Annotated in this window: 23 protein-coding genes and 2 pseudogenes; 16 read left to right on the top strand and 9 right to left on the bottom strand. The window is 64.9% G+C overall.

Going from position 1 to position 22,318, the window contains the following annotated elements:
• Positions 1-150 precede the first annotated feature (150 nt).
• Both H4V95_RS10455 and H4V95_RS10450 read left to right on the top strand, forming a co-directional pair.
• On the top strand, positions 151-711 hold the full coding sequence (locus H4V95_RS10455) for an isochorismatase family protein (RefSeq protein WP_312884095.1): 561 nt from the start codon (positions 151-153) through the stop codon (positions 709-711).
• A 250-nt stretch (positions 712-961) separates the two neighbouring features.
• The gene (locus tag H4V95_RS10450; protein WP_209730316.1) at positions 962-2,323 is read left to right on the top strand and encodes an APC family permease; all 1,362 of its coding nucleotides are present in this window, start codon (positions 962-964) and stop codon (positions 2,321-2,323) included.
• 254 nt (positions 2,324-2,577) lie between these two features.
• Here H4V95_RS10450 and H4V95_RS10445 read toward each other — a convergent pair whose 3' ends face one another.
• Positions 2,578-2,928, bottom strand: a complete 351-nt coding sequence (locus tag H4V95_RS10445; protein WP_209730314.1) for a metalloregulator ArsR/SmtB family transcription factor — start codon at positions 2,926-2,928, stop codon at positions 2,578-2,580.
• Between the two features lie 138 nt (positions 2,929-3,066).
• On the opposite strand from H4V95_RS10445, the gene H4V95_RS10440 reads away from it, so the two are divergent.
• From H4V95_RS10440 to H4V95_RS10415, 7 genes are all read left to right on the top strand, one after another.
• Positions 3,067-4,446, top strand: a complete 1,380-nt coding sequence (locus tag H4V95_RS10440) for an FAD-dependent oxidoreductase (RefSeq protein WP_209730312.1) — start codon at positions 3,067-3,069, stop codon at positions 4,444-4,446.
• A 20-nt stretch (positions 4,447-4,466) separates the two neighbouring features.
• The gene (locus H4V95_RS10435; protein ID WP_209731342.1) at positions 4,467-4,955 is read left to right on the top strand and encodes a GNAT family N-acetyltransferase; all 489 of its coding nucleotides are present in this window, start codon (positions 4,467-4,469) and stop codon (positions 4,953-4,955) included.
• Positions 4,956-5,138: 183 nt separating this feature from the next.
• A complete protein-coding gene (locus H4V95_RS10430; protein WP_209730310.1) occupies positions 5,139-5,849 on the top strand; it encodes a cyclase family protein in 711 nt (236 codons plus the stop codon).
• Between the two features lie 254 nt (positions 5,850-6,103).
• Positions 6,104-7,429, top strand: a complete 1,326-nt coding sequence (locus H4V95_RS10425) for an alpha/beta fold hydrolase (RefSeq protein WP_209730308.1) — start codon at positions 6,104-6,106, stop codon at positions 7,427-7,429.
• 119 nt (positions 7,430-7,548) lie between these two features.
• Positions 7,549-7,671: a hypothetical protein gene (locus tag H4V95_RS18650; RefSeq protein WP_281064529.1), complete on the top strand. Its 123-nt coding sequence runs from the start codon at positions 7,549-7,551 to the stop codon at positions 7,669-7,671.
• Positions 7,672-7,835: 164 nt separating this feature from the next.
• A complete protein-coding gene (locus tag H4V95_RS10420) occupies positions 7,836-10,043 on the top strand; it encodes an MMPL family transporter (protein WP_209730305.1) in 2,208 nt (735 codons plus the stop codon).
• A gap of 433 nt (positions 10,044-10,476) precedes the next feature.
• Positions 10,477-11,520: an NAD(P)/FAD-dependent oxidoreductase gene (locus H4V95_RS10415; protein ID WP_209730304.1), complete on the top strand. Its 1,044-nt coding sequence runs from the start codon at positions 10,477-10,479 to the stop codon at positions 11,518-11,520.
• On the opposite strand, the gene H4V95_RS10410 is transcribed toward H4V95_RS10415, so the two are convergent.
• Both H4V95_RS10410 and H4V95_RS10405 read right to left on the bottom strand, forming a co-directional pair.
• A complete protein-coding gene (locus tag H4V95_RS10410) occupies positions 11,515-12,957 on the bottom strand; it encodes an MFS transporter (RefSeq protein WP_209730302.1) in 1,443 nt (480 codons plus the stop codon). The genes H4V95_RS10415 and H4V95_RS10410 overlap by 6 nt on opposite strands.
• Positions 12,950-13,408 (bottom strand): hypothetical protein, encoded by a 459-nt coding sequence (locus H4V95_RS10405; protein WP_209730300.1) that lies wholly within the window; start codon positions 13,406-13,408, stop codon positions 12,950-12,952. Before H4V95_RS10405 ends, H4V95_RS10410 begins: the two co-directional genes overlap by 8 nt.
• Positions 13,409-13,888: 480 nt before the next feature.
• Here H4V95_RS10405 and H4V95_RS10400 point away from each other — a divergent pair, with 480 nt between their 5' ends.
• Positions 13,889-14,059 (top strand): hypothetical protein, encoded by a 171-nt coding sequence (locus H4V95_RS10400; protein ID WP_209730298.1) that lies wholly within the window; start codon positions 13,889-13,891, stop codon positions 14,057-14,059.
• Positions 14,060-14,493: 434 nt separating this feature from the next.
• Here the strand turns inward: H4V95_RS10400 and H4V95_RS10395 are convergent, their stop codons facing one another.
• Positions 14,494-15,090 carry a helix-turn-helix domain-containing protein gene (locus H4V95_RS10395; RefSeq protein WP_209730296.1) on the bottom strand — a complete coding sequence of 199 codons (597 nt, stop codon included), beginning with the start codon at positions 15,088-15,090 and terminating at the stop codon, positions 14,494-14,496.
• A gap of 97 nt (positions 15,091-15,187) precedes the next feature.
• Between H4V95_RS10395 and H4V95_RS10390 the strand changes: the two genes are divergently transcribed.
• From H4V95_RS10390 to H4V95_RS10380, 3 genes are all read left to right on the top strand, one after another.
• Positions 15,188-16,117: an NAD(P)/FAD-dependent oxidoreductase gene (locus H4V95_RS10390; protein ID WP_209730294.1), complete on the top strand. Its 930-nt coding sequence runs from the start codon at positions 15,188-15,190 to the stop codon at positions 16,115-16,117.
• 136 nt (positions 16,118-16,253) lie between these two features.
• Complete coding sequence (locus tag H4V95_RS10385) at positions 16,254-16,508, top strand: hypothetical protein (RefSeq protein ID WP_209730292.1); 255 nt, start codon at positions 16,254-16,256, stop codon at positions 16,506-16,508.
• Positions 16,509-16,678: 170 nt separating this feature from the next.
• On the top strand, positions 16,679-16,996 hold the full coding sequence (locus tag H4V95_RS10380) for a hypothetical protein (protein ID WP_209730290.1): 318 nt from the start codon (positions 16,679-16,681) through the stop codon (positions 16,994-16,996).
• Positions 16,997-17,116: 120 nt separating this feature from the next.
• Here the strand turns inward: H4V95_RS10380 and H4V95_RS10375 are convergent.
• The 4 genes and pseudogenes from H4V95_RS10375 to H4V95_RS10360 form a co-directional block, all read right to left on the bottom strand.
• Positions 17,117-17,206: pseudogene (locus H4V95_RS10375) on the bottom strand (ectoine/hydroxyectoine ABC transporter ATP-binding protein EhuA); the annotation flags it as partial.
• Positions 17,207-17,833: 627 nt separating this feature from the next.
• Positions 17,834-18,079 (bottom strand): hypothetical protein, encoded by a 246-nt coding sequence (locus H4V95_RS10370; protein WP_209730288.1) that lies wholly within the window; start codon positions 18,077-18,079, stop codon positions 17,834-17,836.
• Between the two features lie 38 nt (positions 18,080-18,117).
• Positions 18,118-18,345 (bottom strand): hypothetical protein, encoded by a 228-nt coding sequence (locus tag H4V95_RS10365; protein ID WP_209730286.1) that lies wholly within the window; start codon positions 18,343-18,345, stop codon positions 18,118-18,120.
• Positions 18,346-18,656: 311 nt separating this feature from the next.
• Complete coding sequence (locus H4V95_RS10360) at positions 18,657-19,727, bottom strand: NAD(P)-dependent alcohol dehydrogenase (RefSeq protein ID WP_209730285.1); 1,071 nt, start codon at positions 19,725-19,727, stop codon at positions 18,657-18,659.
• A gap of 82 nt (positions 19,728-19,809) precedes the next feature.
• Between H4V95_RS10360 and H4V95_RS10355 the strand changes: the two genes are divergently transcribed.
• The 3 genes from H4V95_RS10355 (at position 19,810) to H4V95_RS10345 (ending at position 21,845) form a co-directional block, all read left to right on the top strand.
• Complete coding sequence (locus H4V95_RS10355; RefSeq protein WP_209730283.1) at positions 19,810-20,772, top strand: helix-turn-helix domain-containing protein; 963 nt, start codon at positions 19,810-19,812, stop codon at positions 20,770-20,772.
• 63 nt (positions 20,773-20,835) lie between these two features.
• On the top strand, positions 20,836-20,985 hold the full coding sequence (locus H4V95_RS18950; RefSeq protein ID WP_395939871.1) for a helix-turn-helix domain-containing protein: 150 nt from the start codon (positions 20,836-20,838) through the stop codon (positions 20,983-20,985).
• A gap of 569 nt (positions 20,986-21,554) precedes the next feature.
• Positions 21,555-21,845, top strand: coding sequence for a hypothetical protein (locus H4V95_RS10345; RefSeq protein WP_209730279.1), 291 nt, complete (start codon positions 21,555-21,557; stop codon positions 21,843-21,845).
• 263 nt (positions 21,846-22,108) lie between these two features.
• Here the strand turns inward: H4V95_RS10345 and H4V95_RS10340 are convergent.
• Positions 22,109-22,270 (bottom strand): annotated as a pseudogene (locus H4V95_RS10340) (ectoine/hydroxyectoine ABC transporter ATP-binding protein EhuA); the annotation flags it as partial.
• Between the last annotated feature and the right edge of the window lie 48 nt (positions 22,271-22,318).

Genomic DNA, 22,318 nt, shown 5'->3' with positions numbered 1-22,318 from the left:
TCGAACGATGCCTTGACTGCCACTCACCTGTGGTGATCAAGCGCAGGCAGAGTAGTACCCATGACTACAGCTGATCCGGAAAATGCTACGCACACAAACACCTCGCCAGCATCGGCGCAGAGGTCGCCAGCCAGCAGCCGTGATCTTCGGGTGTCGACGAATACGGCACTCATCATCATCGACGTGCAGCAGACGTTCGATGATCACAGCTACTGGGGAGAACGAGACAATCTGGATGCTGAAAAAAACATCCTCCGCCTCGTCAAACGCTGGCAAGAACGTGGACTTCCCGTCGTCATGGTGACACACACGTCCGAGCGTCCTGAATCCACCTTTCACCCGGACCGGAGTAGTGCCCAACTCAAACCATTCCTGGCTGACGTCCAACCGACATTAGCCGTCACCAAGACAGTAAATTCGTCATTCCTCGGGTCACCCGACCTTGCTGACTGGCTCACCACCAGTGGAATTAAAGAAGTCATCCTATGCGGAATACAAACCAACATGTGCGTCGAAACCACGGCACGCATGTCCGACAACCTGGGATTCGGCACGGCGGTTGCCATCGACGCCTGCCATACCTTTGACCTTCTCGGTCCGTCCGGTGTGGTGATGAAAGCGGCGGACCTATCCGAGGTCACGGCGACGAACCTGTGGGGCGGAGACTTCGCCGCCGTCGTGACAACCCAAACGATCCTGGAGAGTTTCTAGGGCACGCTATCGCGCGCGCTCTCCACACGCCAGCCATAGCCGCAGGGCTGCCCGTTGGTGTCAGGATCACGTTCGGGACAGGCGCAACCCACGGCTCCACGGCCGGACCCGACGGAGTGGCGTACACGACATGGCCAAGGGGCCAGCAGTCCACACAGGAGTCCTCGAAGCCGAGGACCATCCACCCAGCAGCACCGACCACTGATCGGACCAGCACCGCATGAGCCAAACCAGCGCACCAGGTGAGCGGATGAACGGCCACCTCCGGCTTCCCGGGGCCATCGCCCTGGCAATCACGACCGTCGTCGGAAGTGGTGCCCTTGTCCTTCCCGGGATTGCCTACTCCCAAGTGGGCGAGTCCGCGCTCATGTCGTGGCTACTCGCAGCCCTGATCACGGTTCCGCTGCTGCTCATCTTCGCCACTCTCGGCTCCACCTTCCCAGGAGCCGGCGGAGTTGCAGGGTTCCTTCAGCAAGCCTTCGGGCGCAGCGCCGCCGCCGGCACGGAGGTCCTGCTCCTCGGGACGTTCGGACTGGGCGTCCCTGCAATCGCACTGACCGGGGGGGCCTACGCTACGGCGATGCCCCTCCTGGAAGCGGTCCCCGTCGGAGTAGTATCCGTCGCCCTGGTCGGTGCGGCCGCCGCCGTCGTGTACGTTGGAGCGAAATTCTCCACCAGGGTCCAGATCACGCTGGCCGTCGTCCTGACCGCGGTGCTGATCGCACTGGGGTTGGTGGCACTGATCATTGGGGTCCCGTCGGCTATCATCCCGGACCTGACCAATGAGGCAATCAACAGTGCTTTCATGGGCATCGGGATCGTCTTCTTCGCCTTCGCCGGCTGGGAGATGATTTCCTTCACCACCGAGGAATACGCGAATCCAAAGCGGGATTTCCCCCGGGTCGTGGCCGTGAGCTTCCTGATTGTCACGGTCATGTACTTCCTGCTGGCCTGGGGTCTTCAGTCCGCCCTTCCCGGCGGCGGTGCCGAAGCCACAACCGCACCCGTGCAGGCCCTTGCCGCTCTCATCGATCCACGGCTGGCGGCCGTCATCTCCGTGTTCGGCGTCATGATCATCTTCGCGAACCTGGTCGGGGCCATCTGGGGCGCCTCACGCCTGGTGATGTCCAGCGCCCGCGAACAACTCCTGCCACGCCCACTGGCCAAACTCTCCACCGGGAAGATCCCCCGGAACGCAGTCCTGGCCTGCGCCGCCGGATTCATCCTGGTGATCATCATTTCCCAGGCCGGTCTGATCCCCGTCGGCACCATGCTCGAGGTGGCCGGCAAGAACTTCTTCCTGCTGTACCTGATGTGCGCTGCTGCCTACCTTGTCCTCTTCCCAGGTGCCCGCAGGATCTTTGGCGTCGCAGTCGCCGCCGCACTTGCGGTGCTGGCCGCGCTGTCATTCGGGCCCCTGCAGCTGGCCTACGCGGGGTTGCTCTTTGCAGCCGGTGCATCGATTTCGCGGGCACGCCTGCACAGGAGCCCCGCTGCGACGCCCGAGAATGCCGCGGCGCACCCGGGTGCGCCCAAGGGCGATATCGCCGCTGCGAGCGACACGGCCACGGACCCCAGGGCCCGTCCACGCATGGAAAGTGCTCGACCGTGAGGTTGACGGCCGCCGGTGGCACCAGCACCAGCCCCCGCGTCGCGGTGGCCGCCCACCCGGAAAACGCGTCGGGGCCAGGCGCCTCCCTGAGCCTGATCACTGCGTCTCAGTCTGATTCCCAGGCGGCGTTCACTTGCCCAGCAACCGTAGCCCCGGGGCGGCCGCGTTGGAGTGGGCTAAGTGTGGGGGCAGTGGAACCTGCAGGGGTTTCGATGCCGGACCCTAGCGAGGCTTCCAGTCCGCCTCACCTGCACTCAGGTGGTGGCGAGCAGGCTTCCGATCGAGTCGAGCGCCCCCGGCACGAGCTTGTAGTACGCCCACTGGCTCCGCTTTTCCCGGGAGAGAATCCCGGCATCCACCAGAATCTTGAGATGGTGTGACACGGTGGGCTGCCCAACCCCCAAGGGTTCCGTGAGATCGCATGCGCACACTTCGGCATCTTCATGGGCACCCACCATCGATAACAGCCGCAGACGGGTCGGGTCGGCGATGGCCTTGAGCGTGCGTGCGAGCTTTTCGGCGTTGTCCGCGCTGATCGTTTCCTGGGTGATCGGGGCGCAGCAGGCGGTGATATCCGAAAGCGGGAGCAGTGCGGTCGATGACATAACTCGATTCTCGCATACGTATTGACAAGCGTCGATGTTCGGTTGTAGTTTATATCGACAAGCATCGATATAAGCGCACCAATGAGCCCCATACGACGGTTGCCTTGATCGACACGTCGTCCACCAAGGAGAAAAACAATGAGCCTCCAGACCCTACCTGCCCTGAGCGTTGTCACCGGTCAGCTACTGGTTGATTACCCCGTTGCCATTATTGGGGCAGGCCCGGTCGGTCTTGCGGCAGCGGCGCAGCTCCTCGAGCGCGGCATCGATGTCGTTGTTTTCGAAGCCGGTCCCGCGGCAGGCGCCGCCGTTTCGGCGTGGGGCCACACCCGTCTGTTCTCCCCATGGAAGTTCCTGATCGACGAAGCCGCGCGCCGACTGCTCGACAAAGCTGCGTGGGAATCACCGGCAGCCACGACGATGCCCCTGGGTCGAGAACTTGTGGACGACTACCTGCTTCCACTGGCGGCAACACCGGAGCTGGCACCCCGTATCCGTTACGGCAGCTCCGTCAGCGACGTCACCCGGCAGGGCATGGACCGCACCCGGTCCAAAAACCGCAGCTCAACGCCGTTCCTGCTCCGCATCATCCAGGACGGTGCGGCGACTGAACATCTGGCCCGGGCGGTAATTGACACCTCGGGGACCTACAGTTCACCCAACATGCTGACCGCCAGCGGTCTCGCCCCGTTGCACGCGGACCAGGTGCGGGCCAACATCACCCACGCTCTGCCCGATGTCCTCGGCGCCGACCGGGTGAAGTTCGCAGGCAAGCACACCCTCGTCGTCGGCGCCGGGCACTCCGCCGCCAACACGCTGCTGAAGCTCGCGGCCCTGGCCCGCGAGGTGCCGGGCACGACGATCACCTGGGCTATCCGCAGCGCCACCCCGGTGCGCGTTTACGGATCGGCCGCGGACGAGCTGGAAGGACGCGGCCAGCTGGGCAGCATAACCCATGACCTGGTCCGGGAAGGCCTTGTCGCCTTGGTGGACCACTTTGAAATCGATGACCTCGCTCCGGCGGGGAACGGCCGCGTCAGCGTGACCGGGCGACGCCAGGGCGTCCCGACAACCATCGAAGCCGATCTGGTGGCCAACGCCACCGGGTTCCGCCCCAACATCGACATGCTCCGGGAGATCCGTCTGTCGCTGGATGAAATCGTAGAAGCCCCCCGCGCCCTGGCCCCGCTCATCGACCCGAACCTGCACAGCTGCGGCAGCGTGCGACCACACGGAGTAGTCGAACTGTCCCACCCCGAGCCGAACTTCTACATCGCGGGGATGAAGAGCTACGGTCGTGCGCCGACCTTCCTGCTCGCCACCGGCTATGAGCAGGTGCGCTCCATCGCCGACGAGCTCGCCGGAAACCTTGTCGCAGCGCGCCAGGTGCACCTTGTCCTGCCCGAAACCGGCGTCTGCTCCACGGATATCGGTGGGTCTGCCAGCTGCTCCACCGACAGTGGGGGAGCCGCCAGTGGCTCCACCGACACCGGCGAATCCGCCGGCTGCTGCTCGTGAGCGGTCCGGTCATCCGCCCGATGGGTCGGACCGACTGGCCCTCGGTCGAGGACATCTACCGAGACGGCATTGCCACCGGTCACGCCACTTTTGAAAGGGAACCACCGACGTGGAAGAACTTCGACGCCGGCAGGCTTGCCAACCAGCGGCTGGTGGCAGTCGACGGCGGCACCATTCTCGGCTGGGCGGCCGCGTCAGCGACGTCCAGCCGGGAGGCGTACCAGGGAGTTGTCGAGCATTCCGTTTATGTTGCCCCCCAAGCGCGCGGCCGCGGCGTGGGGAACGCTCTGCTGGAAGCGCTGGTCGATTCCGCAGAGAAGGCCGGTATTTGGACGATCCAATCCGGTATTTTTCCGGAGAATGCAGGAAGTCTCAGGCTGCATGCCGTCCACGGATTCAGAATCGTCGGACGCCGCGAACGGCTGGCGCTCATGACCTACGGACCACAGGAAGGAACCTGGCGTGACGTGTTCCTGGTCGAGCGCCGCAGCCAGGTCATCGCCCCCTGACTTCCAGTGCCGCTCCACGCGATGAACCCGCCGGAAGCCCTCCTCCCGCACAGGGAGCCGCGGTTGGCACCGCGCTGGCTACTCGTACCTCATGTGAAGCCTGCGATGAATATGCCCCATTGAATGCGCTGACACAACCTGCAAGCCACAGCAGCTACCCAGCATCCCTGAAAGAGAAAACCAATGCCAACGACTCCGTCCAACACTCACGCCCCAACCCCCACCCGTCGCGCGCGCCGGGTGATCGATCTGAGCCACACCATCGCGGTAGGAGGGGTAACCTATCCCGGGCTTCCGACTCCCATCATCGATTCATACCTCTCCCGTGAGGAATCGCCGGCCAAGTACGCGCCCGGCTCTGAGTTCACGCTGGACATGATCACCATGATCGGCAACACCGGCACCTACATCGACAGCCCGTTCCACTGCTTCGCCGGCGGAACCGATCTTGCCGGCCTGGAACTCGAATCACTCGTCGGCCTGCCCGCCGAGGTAATTCACCTGCCGCAGGCGGCAGGGCGCGGCATCGATGCCGAGGCCTTCGGAGGCAGGAACCTGGAAGGAGCCGCGGTCCTGCTGCACACCGGCTGGGACCGGTACTTCGGCATGCCCGAGTACGCAACCGGCGCCCCGTTCCTGACCGAACAAGGCGCACGTTTCCTGGTCGATGCCGGCGCGGCGCTGGTGGGCATCGATTCCCTGAACATCGACGACAAGGACTCGGGCGGATCCCGTCCCGCACACACCCTCCTGCTGGGTGCAGGAATTCATATCGTCGAACACCTCACCAACCTCGGCGACCTTCCGGCGCATGGGGCCCGCTTCACCGCCGTGCCGCCAAAAGTCGCCGACTTTGGCACCTTCCCGGTCCGCGCCTTCGCCGAAACCGAGTGAGGGCCCTTACCTCACCACAGCCGCGCCTGCGCTCAGCACCGCTGCGACAGCCACGCCAGCACCTGCAGGCAAACCAGCGGGCGACATTCTATGGCTCCTGCACTAAAACAACAGACCGGCTGCACCCGAGCAGACCATCCCGCCCGGTACGGAGGGAAGAGCTCGTGGCCCCGCAGCCTTCACCACAGGTCAACCTACTCCCAGATGGTCCGCTGCATGGACTGTGACCGCTCACCTATGGAATCGAGCCCCCGTTGAATACCACCCCCCCGAGCCTCACACCACAGGGCCAGAAGAAGCTGCCCCGCCCCGATTCTCCACCCAGGAAAGCCATCGGCTGGATGGTGACCGGCGCGCTGATCACCGGGCTCCTCGCCGCAGTGCTGTTGGCTGCGGCCCCGTTCATCCCGCCGACCGAGAGCGGGGTGGCCGGCGGTATTCTGGTGGGTCTGGCGCTGGGATGGGCAACGCTGGCGGCGCTCTCGGTGAGGTTCACTGATCAGCCACAACGGTGGGCTCTCGTCCCGGCCCTCGTGATGGGAATGGGCGGTCTTCTTCTGCTGGTTTTCGGTGCCCCGATGCAGGCAGTGCTCGTCTGGGTGGGGCCGCCGGTCTTGCTGGTGTTGGCGGTCTGGATGTTTTTCCAGGTCAGTCGACGGCTTCGCAGCCGGACCGGCCGCCTGCTGCTCTACCCGGTGGCCGTGCTGCTGGTCCTGGCGTCGCTGGGCGGGGGCCTGGAAACAGTGCGCGGAGCCGTTCCGGCGGCGAATCTTCCCGGGCAGGGGCAGTTGATCGACGTCGGCGGTCACCGCCTGTACCTGAACTGCACCGGCTCGGGCAGCCCCACGGTCGTGCTTGAACCGGGCGCGGCCCTGACGTCGTCGGACGTCGCCCTGATCGCGCCGACCGTCGCCCGTGAGACCCGGGTGTGCGTCTATGACCGGGCGGGGCGCGGGTTGAGCGATCCGGCGAACGTCGTGCAGGACGGCGCGCAGATCGCCGCCGACCTGCATACGCTGCTGCAGCGCGGGAACGAGCCCGGACCCTACGTACTGGCCGGTCATTCCTTAGGCGGCCTCTATGCCCTCACCTTCGCCGCCCGCTATCCCGAAGAGGTCGCCGGACTGGTGCTGGTGGACTCGACCGCGCCCGCGTCGGACCCGGGGCCCGACGCGGGGGAGCCCGCGCGCCCCAATGACACCACGAGCCGGCTGTCGGCACTGGCCGGGGCCGCAGGGCGGTTCGGCATCGGCCCGCTCCTTGGAGTGGAGTCGGGCGATCATCTGAAGAGCACGGTGGACGAATACCTCCTTGCAGGGTCCTCCGTGCAGCAGGGCGCCGCGCTGAGGACCTTCGCCGACAAGCCCCTGGTCGTCCTGACGGCCGGCAGCGGCACCAGATCCGGATGGACCGAATCGCAGAACGCCATGGCTACCCTGTCGACCAACAGCCTGCACCGCTTCGTCGACGGGGCTACGCACGGGTCATTGCTCGGCGATGAACAGGACGCCGCCGAGACCGCACGGGGGATCCTCGACGCCGTCACCGCCGTGCGGACCGGGACCCCACTGACCCGGTAGGGACGCAGGAAACCTGTCATCCCCTCGTCCGAAGACGCGAACCTCTTCGACGCCGGGGTTGCTGGCTTTGGTTCCATTTCATCGGGGGCCCGAACGATAAGGTCCGGTGCATTTCCACCATGGTGACCGCCAACGCCGCGCCGGATCTTTTCGCCCCACGGAACCGGGCCCTGGGCGGCCATCCCGCCTGCTCGTTCGTGGCGTCCCAGCCAGCCCGCCGGCCCCTCCCGGTGGGCTGGTGAACCTCCACGCCGCAATCACCCGCGCCTGCCGGGCTCCCACCAGAGCGCCGCCTCTGCGCAGCCGGTGGTCCCCGATTCCCGCGATGTCCGGCATCTTCACTACTACCAGCGGTCCGGCCCTGGCTGGATACGACAGCACCGCACTTTCCTGAAGGAGTTTTTCAATGTCCGGTCTCCTCTACCGCGTCGGCGCGTTCTGTTTTCACAGGCGGTGGTTAACGGTCTCCGCCTGGGTGGCCACAATTGTCATTGTCTTCGCCTCGGTGGCAACATTCGGCGGCCCGTTGAATGATTCGACCGGTATCCCCGGCACGCAGTCCCAGGAGCTGCTGGACAAGCTCGAGGACAAAATCCCCGCTCCCAAGGAAAAATCCGGGCGCATGGTCGTCGCCGCCCCAGCCGGCGAGCAGATCTCACCGGCCCAGTTTGCGGTCCTGGCCGGCGAACTGGACCGCATTTCGGCCCTGGATCAGGTCAAGGACGCGTCGGACCCAGCCGTGACCGGCGCCGTGTCACCCGACCGACGCATCGCCGTCGTCGAGGTGGTCTACGAGGCCGGTGGTTCCCCCGCTGATACCACCCGGGCTGCCATAATGGCCGCCGCCGACCCCCTCGCCGATGCCGGACTGGAAGCACAGTTCAGCCCCGGCATTTCCGGCAGCCCCTCCGCTATCGGCAGCAGCGAAATCGTCGGCATCGTTATTGCCGCCATCGTCCTGGTGGCGGCCCTGGGATCCCTGATCGCCGCCGGCCTGCCGCTGCTGACCGCCCTGTTCGGTGTCGCGGTCGGCCTCGGAACGGTCTTCGCGTTCACCCAGGTGTTCTCCATCAGCCAGAACGCGGTCATCCTCGCCCTCATGCTCGGCCTGGCGGTCGGTATCGACTACTGTCTGTTCATCGTCAACCGCCACCGCAACCAGATGCTGCGGGGCATGCCAGCGGCGCAATCCGCCGCTCTGTCGGTCGGCACGTCGGGCAACGCCGTCCTGTTCGCCGGTCTCACCGTCGTTATCGCTTTGGCGGCCCTGACCCTGCCTGGCATCCCCTTCCTCTCCGTCATGGGCCTGTCCGCCGCCGGCGCCGTCGCGGTCGCGGTCCTGGTCGCGCTCACCCTGACCCCCGCGCTGCTGAGCCTGGTGGGGAACCGCATCATTCCCAGACGAGCCAGGGAAGCCGCTGGCACCCGGACCAACGATGCTGGGACCTCACCGAAGAGAGAAAGCCGCTGGGCGCGGTTCGTCACCGCCCACCCCGTAAGCGTGGTCATCAGTACTGTCCTACTGCTCGGGCTGGTCTCGATCCCGGCCCTGAGCATGCGGCTCGGTCTGCCCGATGAGTCGGCCAACCTGCCTGAGAGCAGCAGCTACCAGGCGTACAAACTGATCGAAGACGGCTTTGGCGCCGGCACCAACGGCCCGCTCCTGGTGGCCGCCACCATACCCGAGCGCATCGACGCGGAGAAGGTTGTGACCGCCTTGACGCGGAAACTGACCAGTACCGAACACGTCGCCGCCGCGTATCCGGCCGCTATCAGCGATGACGGAACCTTCGCCACCGTGCAGGTCATCCCGGTAGACGGCCCGTCCAGCCAGAGCACCGAGCACCTCGTGCAGGCCCTGCGCGCGGACGCCGCCGATTACGAGCGCGACTCCGGAGCCACCGATGTCGGCGTCACCGGGCAAACCGCCATGAACATTGACGTCTCGGCCAAACTGGCCAATGCCCTGCCCCTCTACCTGGCAGTGGTTATCGGGCTCTCCCTGGTCCTGCTGCTCCTGGTCTTCCGCTCCATCCTGGTGCCTCTGAAGGCGACGGCAGGCTTTCTGCTCTCCCTCACCGCCTCCCTGGGCGCCGTGGTGGCGGTATTCCAGTGGGGATGGTTCAGCGAATTGTTCGGCACCGGCGACCCGGCCCCGATTATGGCCTTCCTGCCCATCATCCTGATCGGTGTCCTGTTCGGCCTGGCCATGGATTACCAGATGTTCCTGGTGTCCGGCATGCGCGAATCCTATGTCCAACGCGGTGACGCGCGCCGTGCCGTCCGGGCCGGATACAGCCACGGCGCACGGGTCGTCACGGCCGCGGCCATCATCATGATCGCCGTATTTGGCGGATTTGTCTTTTCCGAGGTCCCGGACATCCGCGCCATCGGCTTCGCGCTCGGGTTCGGCGTGTTCGTCGATGCGTTCCTCGTCCGCATGACGCTCGTGCCTGCCCTGATGCAGATCTTCGGCCGTGCCGCCTGGTGGTGCCCGGCCTGGCTGGCACGGATCCTGCCCGATGTCGACGTCGAAGGCAGCAGGCTCACCCGACACCCGGCCGACGGAGTCCGGGAAGCGCCGGAACCAGAACGGCAGCTTGTGAAGGTTTGATCCGGACGGGCCAGGGAAGACACCCGGAGACTCTTCCGGTTCCAGGTGTTCCCTCTGCCCTCTGCACTCTGCCCTTGGCACCGAGGCGCAGCGGTTGCATTTGGACGGTGACCTTTATATCGCCAGCCGCACCTGCACCTGCGGGTCCGGCAGCGCCCCTCGCGTGGGCGGAACTGTCAAGCACTGTGCCGAGGCACGTCACAGCATGAAGCAGGTAGCTGCCTTCACGCGAAACCAGCGGTCAACCCGCCGCGGCCCCCCGTTCCCGTCTGCTGCCGCCGAGCAATGCCATCCCTGGCCCCGAAAAGAAACCCACCGTGAGAGACTGCTGCAACACGTCCGGCAAGGACGCTGCGACCCCGAACCTGACTCTCATCCACCGTCCCACGCAGGATGATGGCACCATCTACCAGAAGGAGTCCGGAGCGTCGTCATGAGCGAATCCATTGTGGTCGTCGGTGCAGGCCAGGCCGGTCTCGCGATCGGCTATCACCTGCAGGCGGCCGGTCTGGACTATGTGATCCTCACCGCCAGTGATCGGCTCGGGGCAAGTTGGTCGGAGCGGTGGGACTCCTTGAGGCTCTTCACCCCGGCCCGATATTCAGGCCTGCCTGGTTCGCCATTCCCATCCGAGGACCCATGGAGCTATCCCTCAAAGGACGAGGTCAGCCGATACCTCAGCGACTACGCAGAAGCCCACGAGCTCAACATCCGACTGCAGGCGCCCGTTCGAAGTGTCCGGCACGATGGCGAGAGCTTCCTCATCGACGTTGGCGGCGTCCCTGACCGCCCTGACCGGGTGGTGATCGCCACCGGCCCATTCTCCACACCATGGGTGCCCCCGTTCGCGGCGGCCATCGATGCGGGCATCCAGCAACTCCATTCCCAGGCGTACCGGAATCCGGCCCAGGTTCGAGGGGAAAAGGTGGTCGTTGTCGGAGGCGGGAACTCTGGTTTCCAGATCGCGCTGGAACTTGCGCTGGCAGGTAGAAGCGTGCACTTAGCCGAGCGCACCAGGGCACGGACGGTTCCGCAACGAATGCTCGGTCGTGACCTTTTCTGGTGGCTGGACAGGAGCGGCATCCTCGCCGCCGGGCCGAATACTCCGATCGGTCGGCGCCTCAGCCGAGCGGAGCCGATCGTTGGTACGAGCCGCCGACAGCTGCGGAACGCCGGTGTTGTGCTTCATCCCGGTGTCATCGGTGCTGACGCTACCAGTATGACTTTCGCCGACGGCGCGATCCTTCGACCTGACGCCGTCATTTGGGCCACCGGCTTTCATGCCGACGACCGCTGGATCGACGTGCCGGCAATCAGGGACCGAGCGGGCAATCTCGTCACCGAGGCAGGATGCACATCGATGCCCGGCCTGTACACCATCGGCCGGCCCTGGCAGCGAAACCGAGGATCCGCCCTGCTGGGTTTCGTCGGCGCGGATGCCCGTCACCTTTGTGAAGCGATCACCCGGGAGCTATGACGGTGTTGCCCGCACGGGTGGGGGCGCCCCCGATCCCGGGCGGAGATAGGCGGCCGCGACGACCGCGGCGATCACCGCAACGACTCCTGCGGCACTGAAGGCGTGTCGGAACCCGATGGCAAGTCCGGCGGCCTGCGTGGCAATCGCCGCAATGGCGCTGAAGGCTGCGATGCCGAACGCGCCGCCGATCTGCGAGCTGGCGTTCGCCATTCCCGACGCCAGCCCGGTCAGCGTCGACGGGATGCCCGAGGCGATCACCATCGTGGAAGGGGTGAAGCTCAGGGCTACTCCTGCCGCGGCCAGGAGGAGCCCCGGCAGGACATCGACCCAATATCCGATGTCGGCAGGAGTGCGGGCGAGCCAGAAATGCCCGCATGCCAACAGCGCCAACCCCAGCACCAGCGTTGGTCCCGCACCCAACCGCATGATGATACGGGGAAGCAGCATGAGCGAAACCAGGAATCCGGCTACTGATGTTGGAACCATCGCGAATCCGGCGGTGCCCGGGCTGAGGGCGAGTACCTGCTGCAGATAGAGGGCGCTGAGATAGAACGTCGATACCCGCGAGGCTCCTCCCAAAAGCCCGACGAGCACGCCGGCCGACACTGTCCGCTCCCGGAACACCTGCAGCGGAACGATCGGGTCAACGGCCTGGCGCTCGATAAGGATGAATGCGCCGAGCAGTGCAACACCGACCACACCCCCGCCAATGGTTTCGATCGAGAACCATCCTCGTTCAGCGACCGACAGGGTCCCGTAGATGAGGCAGAGCGCGGCTCCGGTCACGGATGCCGCCCCCCACGCGTCAAAGCTTCGGCGGGTTCCCATCCCCGCTGGGGCAGCGAAGAGCAGCGGAGCGGCCAGGAAGGTCAGCAGGGTGATCGGGACGGTGAGAAAGAACACCCACTGCCAACCCAGCGCTGCTGTCACCAGCCCGCCGGCGGAGACGCCGATCGCGCCCCCAGCGGCTGATGCGGCGCCCCAGGCGCCCATGGCTTTCGCCCGCCCGGTCCCCTGGAAACGCAGTAGAACAAGGGAGAGCGCGGCCGGGCTCAGAACCGCCGCGCTAATCCCCTGGAGGGCCCTTGCGATCACCAGGAGGGTTTCGTTGGGCGCCAACCCGGCCATCAGAGTCGTGGCTGTGAACAGCGCCGACCCGAGCATGAACATCCGCCGGCTACCGAAAAGGTCAGCAGCCCGGCCGGACAACAGCAGGAATCCCCCGAAGCACAGGAAGTAGGCATTGACCACCCAGGCGACACCGGTCTGGGTGAGTCCCACATCCGTTTGGATCGAGGGCAGTGCCACGTTCACGACTGCGGTGTCGAGCATCACCACGAACTGCGCCGCGATGAGAACGAACAGGGCGACGCGCTGTCTTGCGTGTGAGCCCTTGGCGGGTGTGGTGCCGCGCGTACCGGGCCCGCGGTCAGGCATGAAAGTCTGCTCCAGTCACGAGGAGTACTGCAAGAACTGCCGCGGCGACGAAGTCGACAGTGACACAAAACGGCGGCCACCACCGGGTGTTGCGCACGAACTGCGTGCGGTGCTGCCACAAATCCTTCAGCCCGTGTGCGGCCAACCAGGCGACGAAAATCCAGGATGAACCCGAGACCGCCGTCGCAGCGGCCACCACAAAGACGGCGGCAACACCGATTTCCACCACGAGCACCTTCGTACGTCCGTCCGCCACAGCGAAACCGATATACACCGAGGCGATGACCGCAAGGCCCAGAGCATAGACAGTGGACGGGGCGAGCCACCATACCGCCAGCGGTGAAGCCGCCTGCACCGCCCCGATAATCACCCCCCACACCACCGCGGCCGTCGGCACGGGTACTGAGGAGCGGACCGATCGCGGGCCTGCTCCCGTTGCATGAGTTGACACTCGGCTCCTAGCTGGTGCTGTTCTTGCGGTATGAGAATCACCATCGCGGGCTCACGGACGGACAGCTCCGCCCGGATGACGATTCTGCTGTTTGACCTCTTCGACGTTACCCGTGTGTAGACGGAGCAGGCGATAGTGGAAGGCCTGCTTTATGTCGTAAGCACGCCCCTCTTGGGCCTTTCCGTCATCCATACCGGGTTCCTTTCTCGCGGCGCCGGGGTCCTGCTGACCGCCGCGGCCGCCCTCACGCCGGTCGCTGGTGACTGCTGCTCCAAACACTCGGACGCATGGCCGCCGTCCCTATAGGCCTCGCCCGTGTCCGGCCCGGCTGCCCTCCCGGGCCGGCCAGCGCCGGAACGCCGCAGTGTTGCGGATAGGCGCGGACGAGGTCCGCAACGACCGCGCAGTGGCATGAGCCGGTCCAAAATCCGTCTCGCGGGCCACCTTGATTCAACCTGGCACGACTGATTTGCGGGACTCATGCCTACGAATAGCGTGGATGGATTCACCACCCTCAGCGTCCCCGTCATCGATCAAACCGCCCCCACAGGTTGTTTCGGCGCGGGAAATCTGGGTGTGACCTCCATCTTGAATACCATCGTGGACGACGAGCCGGACGTCCACCGCCTCGGACCGCCACTGCCCGATTAAGGAACCTAAGCCCCGGTGAACTCCTCTCCCATGAGCCATTCGTCCAGGAGTACGACCTCATACCCGGCCATGATCCGCGGCGGGGAGCCTTGATTTGGTAGCCGGCTCGCGGACGACGGGCGGCTTTACCGGAGTGCTGCGGACCGTCACTCCGTTCATTGCCATTCGCAGGACAGACACTCACCCCATCGAGGCAGGGATCTCCGCGCTCCAGATGACGAAAGATTGCCAGCGGCATGGGGACGGACCTGCATTGAAAGAGCGCGGGGGCCGATAACAGTGCATATGACGTTGACGGAAGTCCTGCCCGGTTGCTGTTGCGGGGAGTGCCCCACACCGGGAAGCGGGCATCGTCCCGACAACGAAGAGGCACATGTGGGAACAGGCCTGAAGCTCGCAGCCCGCCCTCATAAATGGCTTGGTTTGCAAAGGCGTTATGGGATCTCTCCCTTGGTGGATCTCGCGCGGACGTGCATCCGCTCGCCCTGCCCGCCGAAGACGCTGAGTACTTCTGCCGGCCGGTCTCCGGTGCTGCCGAACCAGTGCGGTAGGCGGGTGTCGAATTCGGCCACTTCACCGGGGCCGAGGATCAGGTCGTGCTCTCCGAGAACAAGGCGCATGCTGCCGGAGAGGACGTACAACCATTCGTAGCCTTCGTGGGCCCGCAGTTCGGGGTCGACCTTGGAGGTGGGGATGACGATCTTCCAGGCCTGCATGCCTCCGGGCTGGCGGGTCAGCGGGACGACGGTACGCCCGTTGGCGGTGCGGGGTTTGAGGCGGATGCGCGGGTCTCCGACGTCGGGGGCGCCGACCAGTTCATCCAGGGGCACGTCGAAGGCCAGGGCCAGGGGCAGGAGCAGTTCAAGGGTCGGGCGCCGCTGGCCGGTTTCCAGGCGGGAGAGCGTGCTCTTGGAAATCCCGGTGGTCCCCGCGAGGCCGGTCAGAGTCACTCCGCGCCGGGTGCGCAGCCGTTTCAGCCGGGGCCCGACCTGGTCGAGCGTCGCGGTGATCAGAGGTGTTGGATCGTCCACAGGCCTATCCAATCACCTACGGGCCCGGATGGTGCCTGGTTTCCCGGAAACGGCAACGTTCCTTGGCGGATAGGCCGTCCGCGGAGATCGTGAAGGCATGAGCGATTATGACGTAGTGATTATCGGCGGCAGCGCCGCCGGACTTTCGGCGGCCCTGGTACTGTCCCGGGCCCGCCGCAGGGTTCTGGTGATCGACTCCGGTGCCCCGCGCAACGCCCCGGCCCCCCACCTCCACGGCTTCCTCTCCGCCGACGGGATGCCCCCGGGCGAGCTGCTCTCCGCCGGTCGGGCCGAGGTCAAGGGCTACGGGGGCGAAATCCTCGAAGGGACCGTAACGGAGCTGATCCGCTGCGGCCCGGAAGGATTCCAGGTGCTGCTGGCCGGCGGCCGGCGGGTCTCGGCCCGGCGCCTGCTCGTAGCCACCGGGCTGCGCGATGAACTGCCCGCCGTCGAGGGCCTTACCGACCGGTGGGCCCGGGATGTGCTGCACTGCCCGTACTGCCACGGCTACGAGGTCCGCGACCAGCAGCTGGGGGTCCTGGGCGGATCCGCCGACGCGGTGCGTTATGCCCAGATCATCCGCCAGTGGACTCACGACCTGGTCCTGTTTGCCCCGCCCGGATCCCTAAGCGTGCCCGAACGCGCCGGGCTGGTCGCCCGCGCCATCGGAATCGTCGAAGGCACAGTGCGGCGGGTCGTGGTGGAAGGCGGGCGCCTGGCCGGGGTCGAACTCGACGACGGGCGCCTGATCCGCCGGGATGCCGTGTTCGTGCCGCCGCGCTTTGTCCCCAACAGCGCGCTGCTCACCGGGGCCGGCTGCGAAACCGACGAGGCCGGCTGGCCCGTGAAGGACGGCACCGGGCTCACCACCGTTGCCGGCCTCTGGGTGGCGGGCAACGTCGCGAACCCGCGGGCCCAGGTCATCACCGCAGCCGGGGAAGGATCCGCCGCCGCCATGGCGATCAACGCCGACCTGGTCGAGGCCGACATCAAAGACGCCGTGCGCGCCTTCAACCTGGGCCTCTAACCCGCAAAACCCCCACCCTTGCCCCCATCCACTTATCAACCCCATCCACCGATCAACCCCCACCCCAATCAACCCCGATCAACCCCACACCGATCAACCCCACACCGATCAACCCCACGAAGCCCCAGGAGCACCCATGACCGCCCCCGCCGCCACGCACCGCCCGGCCCCCCCAACCAAACACCAGCTGGCCCTAATGATCTGGATCGCGGTCTTTCCGACCTTGACCGTGATTAACCTCGTCTTCGGGCAGTGGCTTGACCTGCTTCACCCGGTCCTGCGCACCTTCGTCCTGGCCACCATCGCGGTCCCCATCGTGATCTACGGCATCATGCCCCACCTCCACCGCCTCCGCGGCCGCCTCCTGGCCCGCGGACACCAAAAAGCCTGATCGCGGAGAGGGCCCACAGCCGGGCCGGCAGCCCGGGCGGCCCTCTCGGGTCCCTCCGCGGTTACATCCCGCCCTCGAAAAGTAGCCGCTGGTATCCAGCCCCGACTGTTCATTGGGCATTCCGCAAAGCGGCAAAACACCGATGCGTTCGGATCAGGAAAGGCACCCGCATGCCGCAGGACGAAAACCATGACCGGCACCCAGAAACCCTTCGATCTGTGGCGGACCGCCTGAATGCCGTCGCAGCGGTGATCATTCAGGCAGGTCAAAACCCTGCGTTCGACACCGAGGACCGCGACGCACTCGATTGGATGTGTGCGACGATCAACGATTTCTCAGCCACCATCCAAGGGCTCCTTCTCGCCGACGGCCGCCGCTTCTCAGCCCGAATGAATGCCATCGATTCTTCAGCACCCACTGAAGAAACGGATCCGGCGGCCGGCTCCGGCTGGCCCACACCCCACACCACGTCGCAAGGAAGATCATGAGCAGCCCCGCATCCACCCCGGTCCCGTCCCCGGGAACCACACCCGCGCCCGCATCCACACGGCAATCCGCCCGTGACGTCGTCACGCGGCACCAACGCAAGGCCCGGGTAGGGCTCGCGAGTCGGCGACCTCACGGGCAAAACCCATCTCATGGGTCACGACAATTATCGTCATGCCGGTGGAGGCAAGCTCCTTCATCACATCCAGGACGACTTCGCAGCCGTACTGGGCGCTCCGCTCGAATCGACGGAGGAGGGCTGGCCCAACGCCCCAAACGGCAAAGTAGTCGAACGCCCCCGACTTGAAGCCGGCACCTTTCGAAGCCCCCATGGGATCGCAATCAATAAGATGGGCGTCATTGCCGTATCAGAGTGGATGATCGGCGGGCGGCTGGTTTTGCTTAGTCCGGCGTAGGTACCAGGCTTAGTCCGGCGTAGGTACCAGGTCGACAACGGTAGCGCTGGGCGGTGCCAGATCGTCAGTCGATTGTTGCAATGCACCTCACCGCCGACAACAGCGCACATGAGACCTTGGCGCCTCAGCGATCGCCAAGTGAAAGAAACCATGCAACCTGCCTGAGCGCAGCGATCGAGATGGATCTGGCGTACTGCGCGGGGGATCCAGAGGAAAAGCCGGTGGCTGCCATGTCGACACCGGCCTACGTCCTCGGTTCCGTCGGATCTAGGCGGCGGTGCTCGCGGCCTTGGTCTTGGACCGGCCCGCTGAACTCCCGGCAACCGGGTCCTGATTAAAAACCCCTTCAGTTAACGCCGGCCGAAAGCGGGAGTTCCGGACACAGGCCCGGTCATGCAGATCTCCGCGGGGTCGGGCGGTCGATCAAGGGCAGCTGTCACGGGGAGGCGCCTGCACAGGCCGCGGGATCACCGCGCCCCACAGCTTCCGTGCCGCCGCCAGCGACTTCAGGAATCCCCTCCGTAGTGTGAAGGCGGGGCGTTCACGGACCGGGTCCGTGCTGCCCGCCGACCGGCGTCCGACGTTCCGGCGGTGCTCGGCGGCCACAAGGAACCTGGTCAACTCGGCATCGTGGATGCTCAGTATGTATTCGGGCAGATAGTTCGGCATCGGTATTCACCTGCGTGCTTGATGGATTGAACGCGGCGCTAGGCCACGGGCTGGGAAGGACCCGCGGGCGTCCCCCAGGGATCGGGGCGCAGCCGGTCTGACGGGACGGACGATTTTGAGCACAGCACCAGGCCCCGATGGGCATTAGCGAAGAGATCGAGAGCCCTCCACTGGGTGAAGGGCATCCGTTCCCGGATGGGCTGCGATTCCCACCCGACGCGGGCAAAGACGGCGAGGGTCAACGAGAGGACGATGAGCAGAGACACTTGTTCTCCTAAGCAGAAGTGGTGGAACTGCGGGATGGACACAGATAGAGGGGTGGTGCAGCACGGCACGCTAGACAACGTGCGGGGGCACGGGACAGACGAGCCGCAGGACCTCCCTTGCGGAGGGTGCCCCTTCCCATTCCATGGGAAAAACCTCCCCACCAATTTCGAAACTCTCATTCGCCATGCACGGCGTGTAACCGCTCTGCCGTGCCCAGGTGCCGATCCGCTGGGCGGAATCGGGACTCATGTTTCCCGCCTAGTTGTGCTTAGGGAGGCGGGCTTCTGGTGATCCACGGAAGATGTCGTGATCACAATTTTTCCGTGATCACAATTTTTCCGAGATGCCTGCCCTGTGCCAGGTGCTGCAGAGCCTCACCAATCTGATGAATGCTGTAGATCGAGTCGAGGACGGGAACGATCCGGTGTTCATCAATGAACCGAACCATCTCTTCGAACATGTCCCGGGATCCAGTTTCGATGCCGTGGATTGTCACATTCTTAGTGACGAACTCGTAGGTGTTGACCTTTGCGGCCAGGCCCGCAATAAGTCCAATGAAGCTAATTGTTCCACCGAGTTTCACTGCTCTGAGTGACTGATTGAGGTTCTCCCCGCCGATCGTTTCCATCACATGATCAACCCCGTCTCCGGCAGTGATTTTCATGACTTCCGCGGCGATATCAGGGGTGGTGCTGTAGTTGACCGTGTGGGCGGCCCCGAGGCGGCGCGCCCTGTCCAGTTTCTGGTCGCTGCTGGAGGTGATGATGGGAATTCCGCCGAGCGCGAGGACGAACTGCAACGCGAACAGGGACACACCTCCGGTGCCGTGGATCAGCACCGTCTCACCTGGCTGGACGCGGCTGCGCCGTGCCACGGCGTGCCAGGCCGTCACGGCTGCCACGGGGAGGGCCGCGGCGTGTTCGTCATCGAGGGTGCGCGGCGCTGCCACGGCGGCGTCTTGATCCAGAACCACGTATTCGGCCAGCATGCCACGGTTGACCGGCCCGCCGACCGGATCAACGTAGGTTTCGCGCGTGAGCGCACCGGAGCGCCACTTTGGCAGAAACATGGCCGATATGCGGTCCCCCAGATCGAACCTGTCCACGCCCTCTCCGACGCCGACCACGGTGCCGACGGCATCGGAAACCGGGACCACCTGGCGCGCGGGCTTCCAACCGTCCATTCCATTGATCACCATGAGGTCGCGGTAGTTCACCGAGAGAGCCGTGATCTTCACCAGCACCTCGCCGCGTCCCGGTTGCGGCACGGGGACGCGCGAAGCGGCAAGGTTTTCGATGCCATCACCACCCGTGGTCCACGCCGTCATGAGGTCCGGTGCATTGGTCGGAGCGGAGGAGGAATCGTCGAGATTGTGAGTCATAGCATCCATCGTCCTGCCACGGCCCACACCATTCCAGTGGCATAAACGCTTATTATCGTCAAGATCAGGCCATACTGGTTGAGTGCTGAAGAAAGTCGCTGTCATCCTGCAACCACCCGTTGCCCTGTTTGAGTTCGGCGTGCTCACGGAAGTCTTCGGAGTCGATCGTTCCGCCGACGGAGTGCCGAAGTTCGAGTACGTGGTCTGCACCGAAAATCCCGATGAACCTCTCGATGCGGGCCCCGGCACGTTCGTGACGGCGGCCCATAGCCTTCATGCAGCCGCAGGCGCTGATCTGGTCGCCGTCCCCTCCTCATTGCTGACCGCCACACCGAGTGAAGCGGTACTAACCGCGATACGCGACGCTGATCACCGTGGCGCCTACGTGATGTCACTGTGCTCGGGGGCCTTTGCCCTGGCAGCTGCCGGTCTCCTGAATGACCGCACTGTGGCCATACACTGGCGCTACGCCGACCGGCTGGCTCGGGAATACCCCCAGGTGCGCGTCGACGCTGACATCCTCTACGCCCAGGACGGAAGGATCATCAGCAGCGCCGGCACCGCTGCAGGGATCGACGCGTGCCTGCACGTCGTTCGCACAGAACTCGGCACCGCTGTGGCGAACCGCATCGCCCGGCGCATGGTCGTCTCACCCCACCGGGACGGCGGCCAAAAACAGTTCATCGAAAGACCCGCGGTCGCCCGATCCGAACAGAGCCTGCAGCCTACGCTGGACTGGATGACGGAGAATATTGCGCACACCATCACGGTCGCTGCCATGGCACGGGTTGCCGGCGTTGCTCAACGGACCCTCACACGTCGGTTCATGGCCGAAGTCGGACTCACACCACATGCATGGCTTACGCGCCAACGAGTAGCCCGCGTGCAGGAACTGCTCGAAGATACGCGCCTTTCCGTCGAGGACGTCGCCGCTGAGTCCGGATTCGGAACGGCGCCGCTGCTCAGGCACCACTTCACGCGGCTGATCGGCATCACACCGACCGAATACCGCAAACGGTTCGTCAAACGCACGTCAGCCGAATAGTCTTTTCGCTCCAGTTAAGTCCAGCACCGCCGACAACAGTGCTTGTGCGGAGTGCTTTCCACGATGGCCGGATACTCCAAAGACATTGGAAAGATCGTCGGGGTCAGCCGCGCCACGGTGTACCGCTACCTAGACCTGGGAGTTGCTGAATCCGAGCGAACGGGTTCCGGTGAGGATGGTGAGATCACCACCTCCGGGGGCCAGATTCTATAGCTTGGTCCATACCCGCCGGACTTAGGCTGGTGGTCCCATGGAACATGCGGACCGATGAAAGGGCCACGGCCAAGCAGTTGCTTCCGATCGGTGTGCGCATCGTCCGCACTGGATTCACCCGGTGGCTCCGATGCCAGTGGTACGGGCGTCCTGCCTCACTAGTGAAATGGGCACCACCTTGAGCAAAGGAAGGCCCGCGAAAGGATCTCATGGCGCAGTCCCACCCTTGCTGTTCAAGGCGAGCACCTTGAACTTACCTTCTGCAGGGTATACCCTATGGGGGTACGGGTATCAATAAGAGAAGTTCACGGATTACCGTCTGCGGTTCCGTTGCTGTCCGCTCGACACCGCGTTCAGCGCCGGATTCGTTCTCCGCCATCATTCGGCACCCTTCCTGTCACCCCCTGAAGGACCCAGAATGCATAGGCCGATGGCTTACATCGCTAATTACGTCCTAAGGACAGATCATGTGCAGCTCCGCACCCATCTTGCCGCCGGCTCTCAGAACCACAACCATTCTCGCTGAGCGCATTGCGTGCACGGACTGGACGGTTGAGCAGCTTCAAGCCATGGCTGAATGCTACGAAGTCACTCAGTCCCACATCCTCTTCAGGTGCGCCGCGGTCCGTCTGGCATCCCGGACCCGTCGGATCGACAGCCCTGCCCTGCGCTCGATGGTGACCGGGATCATGGGCGGGGTGGAGGGAACCTATTGGGTGGTCGCGGCACTGACCATGGCTCAGCTCGCCCTCAGCTTTCCCGAACTGCTCACCGAGGCGCAGGCCTCCCTGCTGCTCGCCCCGCTTGTCGCCGCGGAAAGCCTCGTCGGACAGCCTGCGCTCCTGGCTGAGGTCGCCTAGCCCACGAAGGCACCCTGACGGCGCCAGCGCTGCGGCCGGCACTTAACGCGAAGGGCCGAGCCGGAAGTGTTATGAGAACGGAGTGCAACGTTTACGACTGCGGTGTCGAGCATCACCGCGAACTGGGCCGTGACAAGATCCACCAGGGCGACGCTTTGTCGGGCGCGTCAGCCCATGTTGGGTCCCGTGCCGCGGGCACCGCGGGATCGGCAACCGGGTCTCCATGCACTGCTCGAGGCACTGCATGGAGACAGCAGGTCCTATTAGACCTTTGACAGGAACGCTTTGGTCCGTGCGTGGCGCGGTGCGGTGAGGACCTGATGCGGATCACCGGTTTCAACAACCACACCGCCGTCCATAAAGACCAGCGAGTCGGCGACCTCACGGGCAAAACCCATCTCATGGGTCACGGCAATCATCGTGACGAATGCAGGGTTGGTTCCCGAACCCAGTGTTGGTGGTGTTGCGGCTGT

This window comes from Arthrobacter sp. CAN_C5 (assembly GCF_017875735.1).
In the GTDB taxonomy this organism is placed as follows: domain Bacteria; phylum Actinomycetota; class Actinomycetes; order Actinomycetales; family Micrococcaceae; genus Arthrobacter_D.
This window is presented reverse-complemented; position numbering and strand designations above follow the sequence as displayed.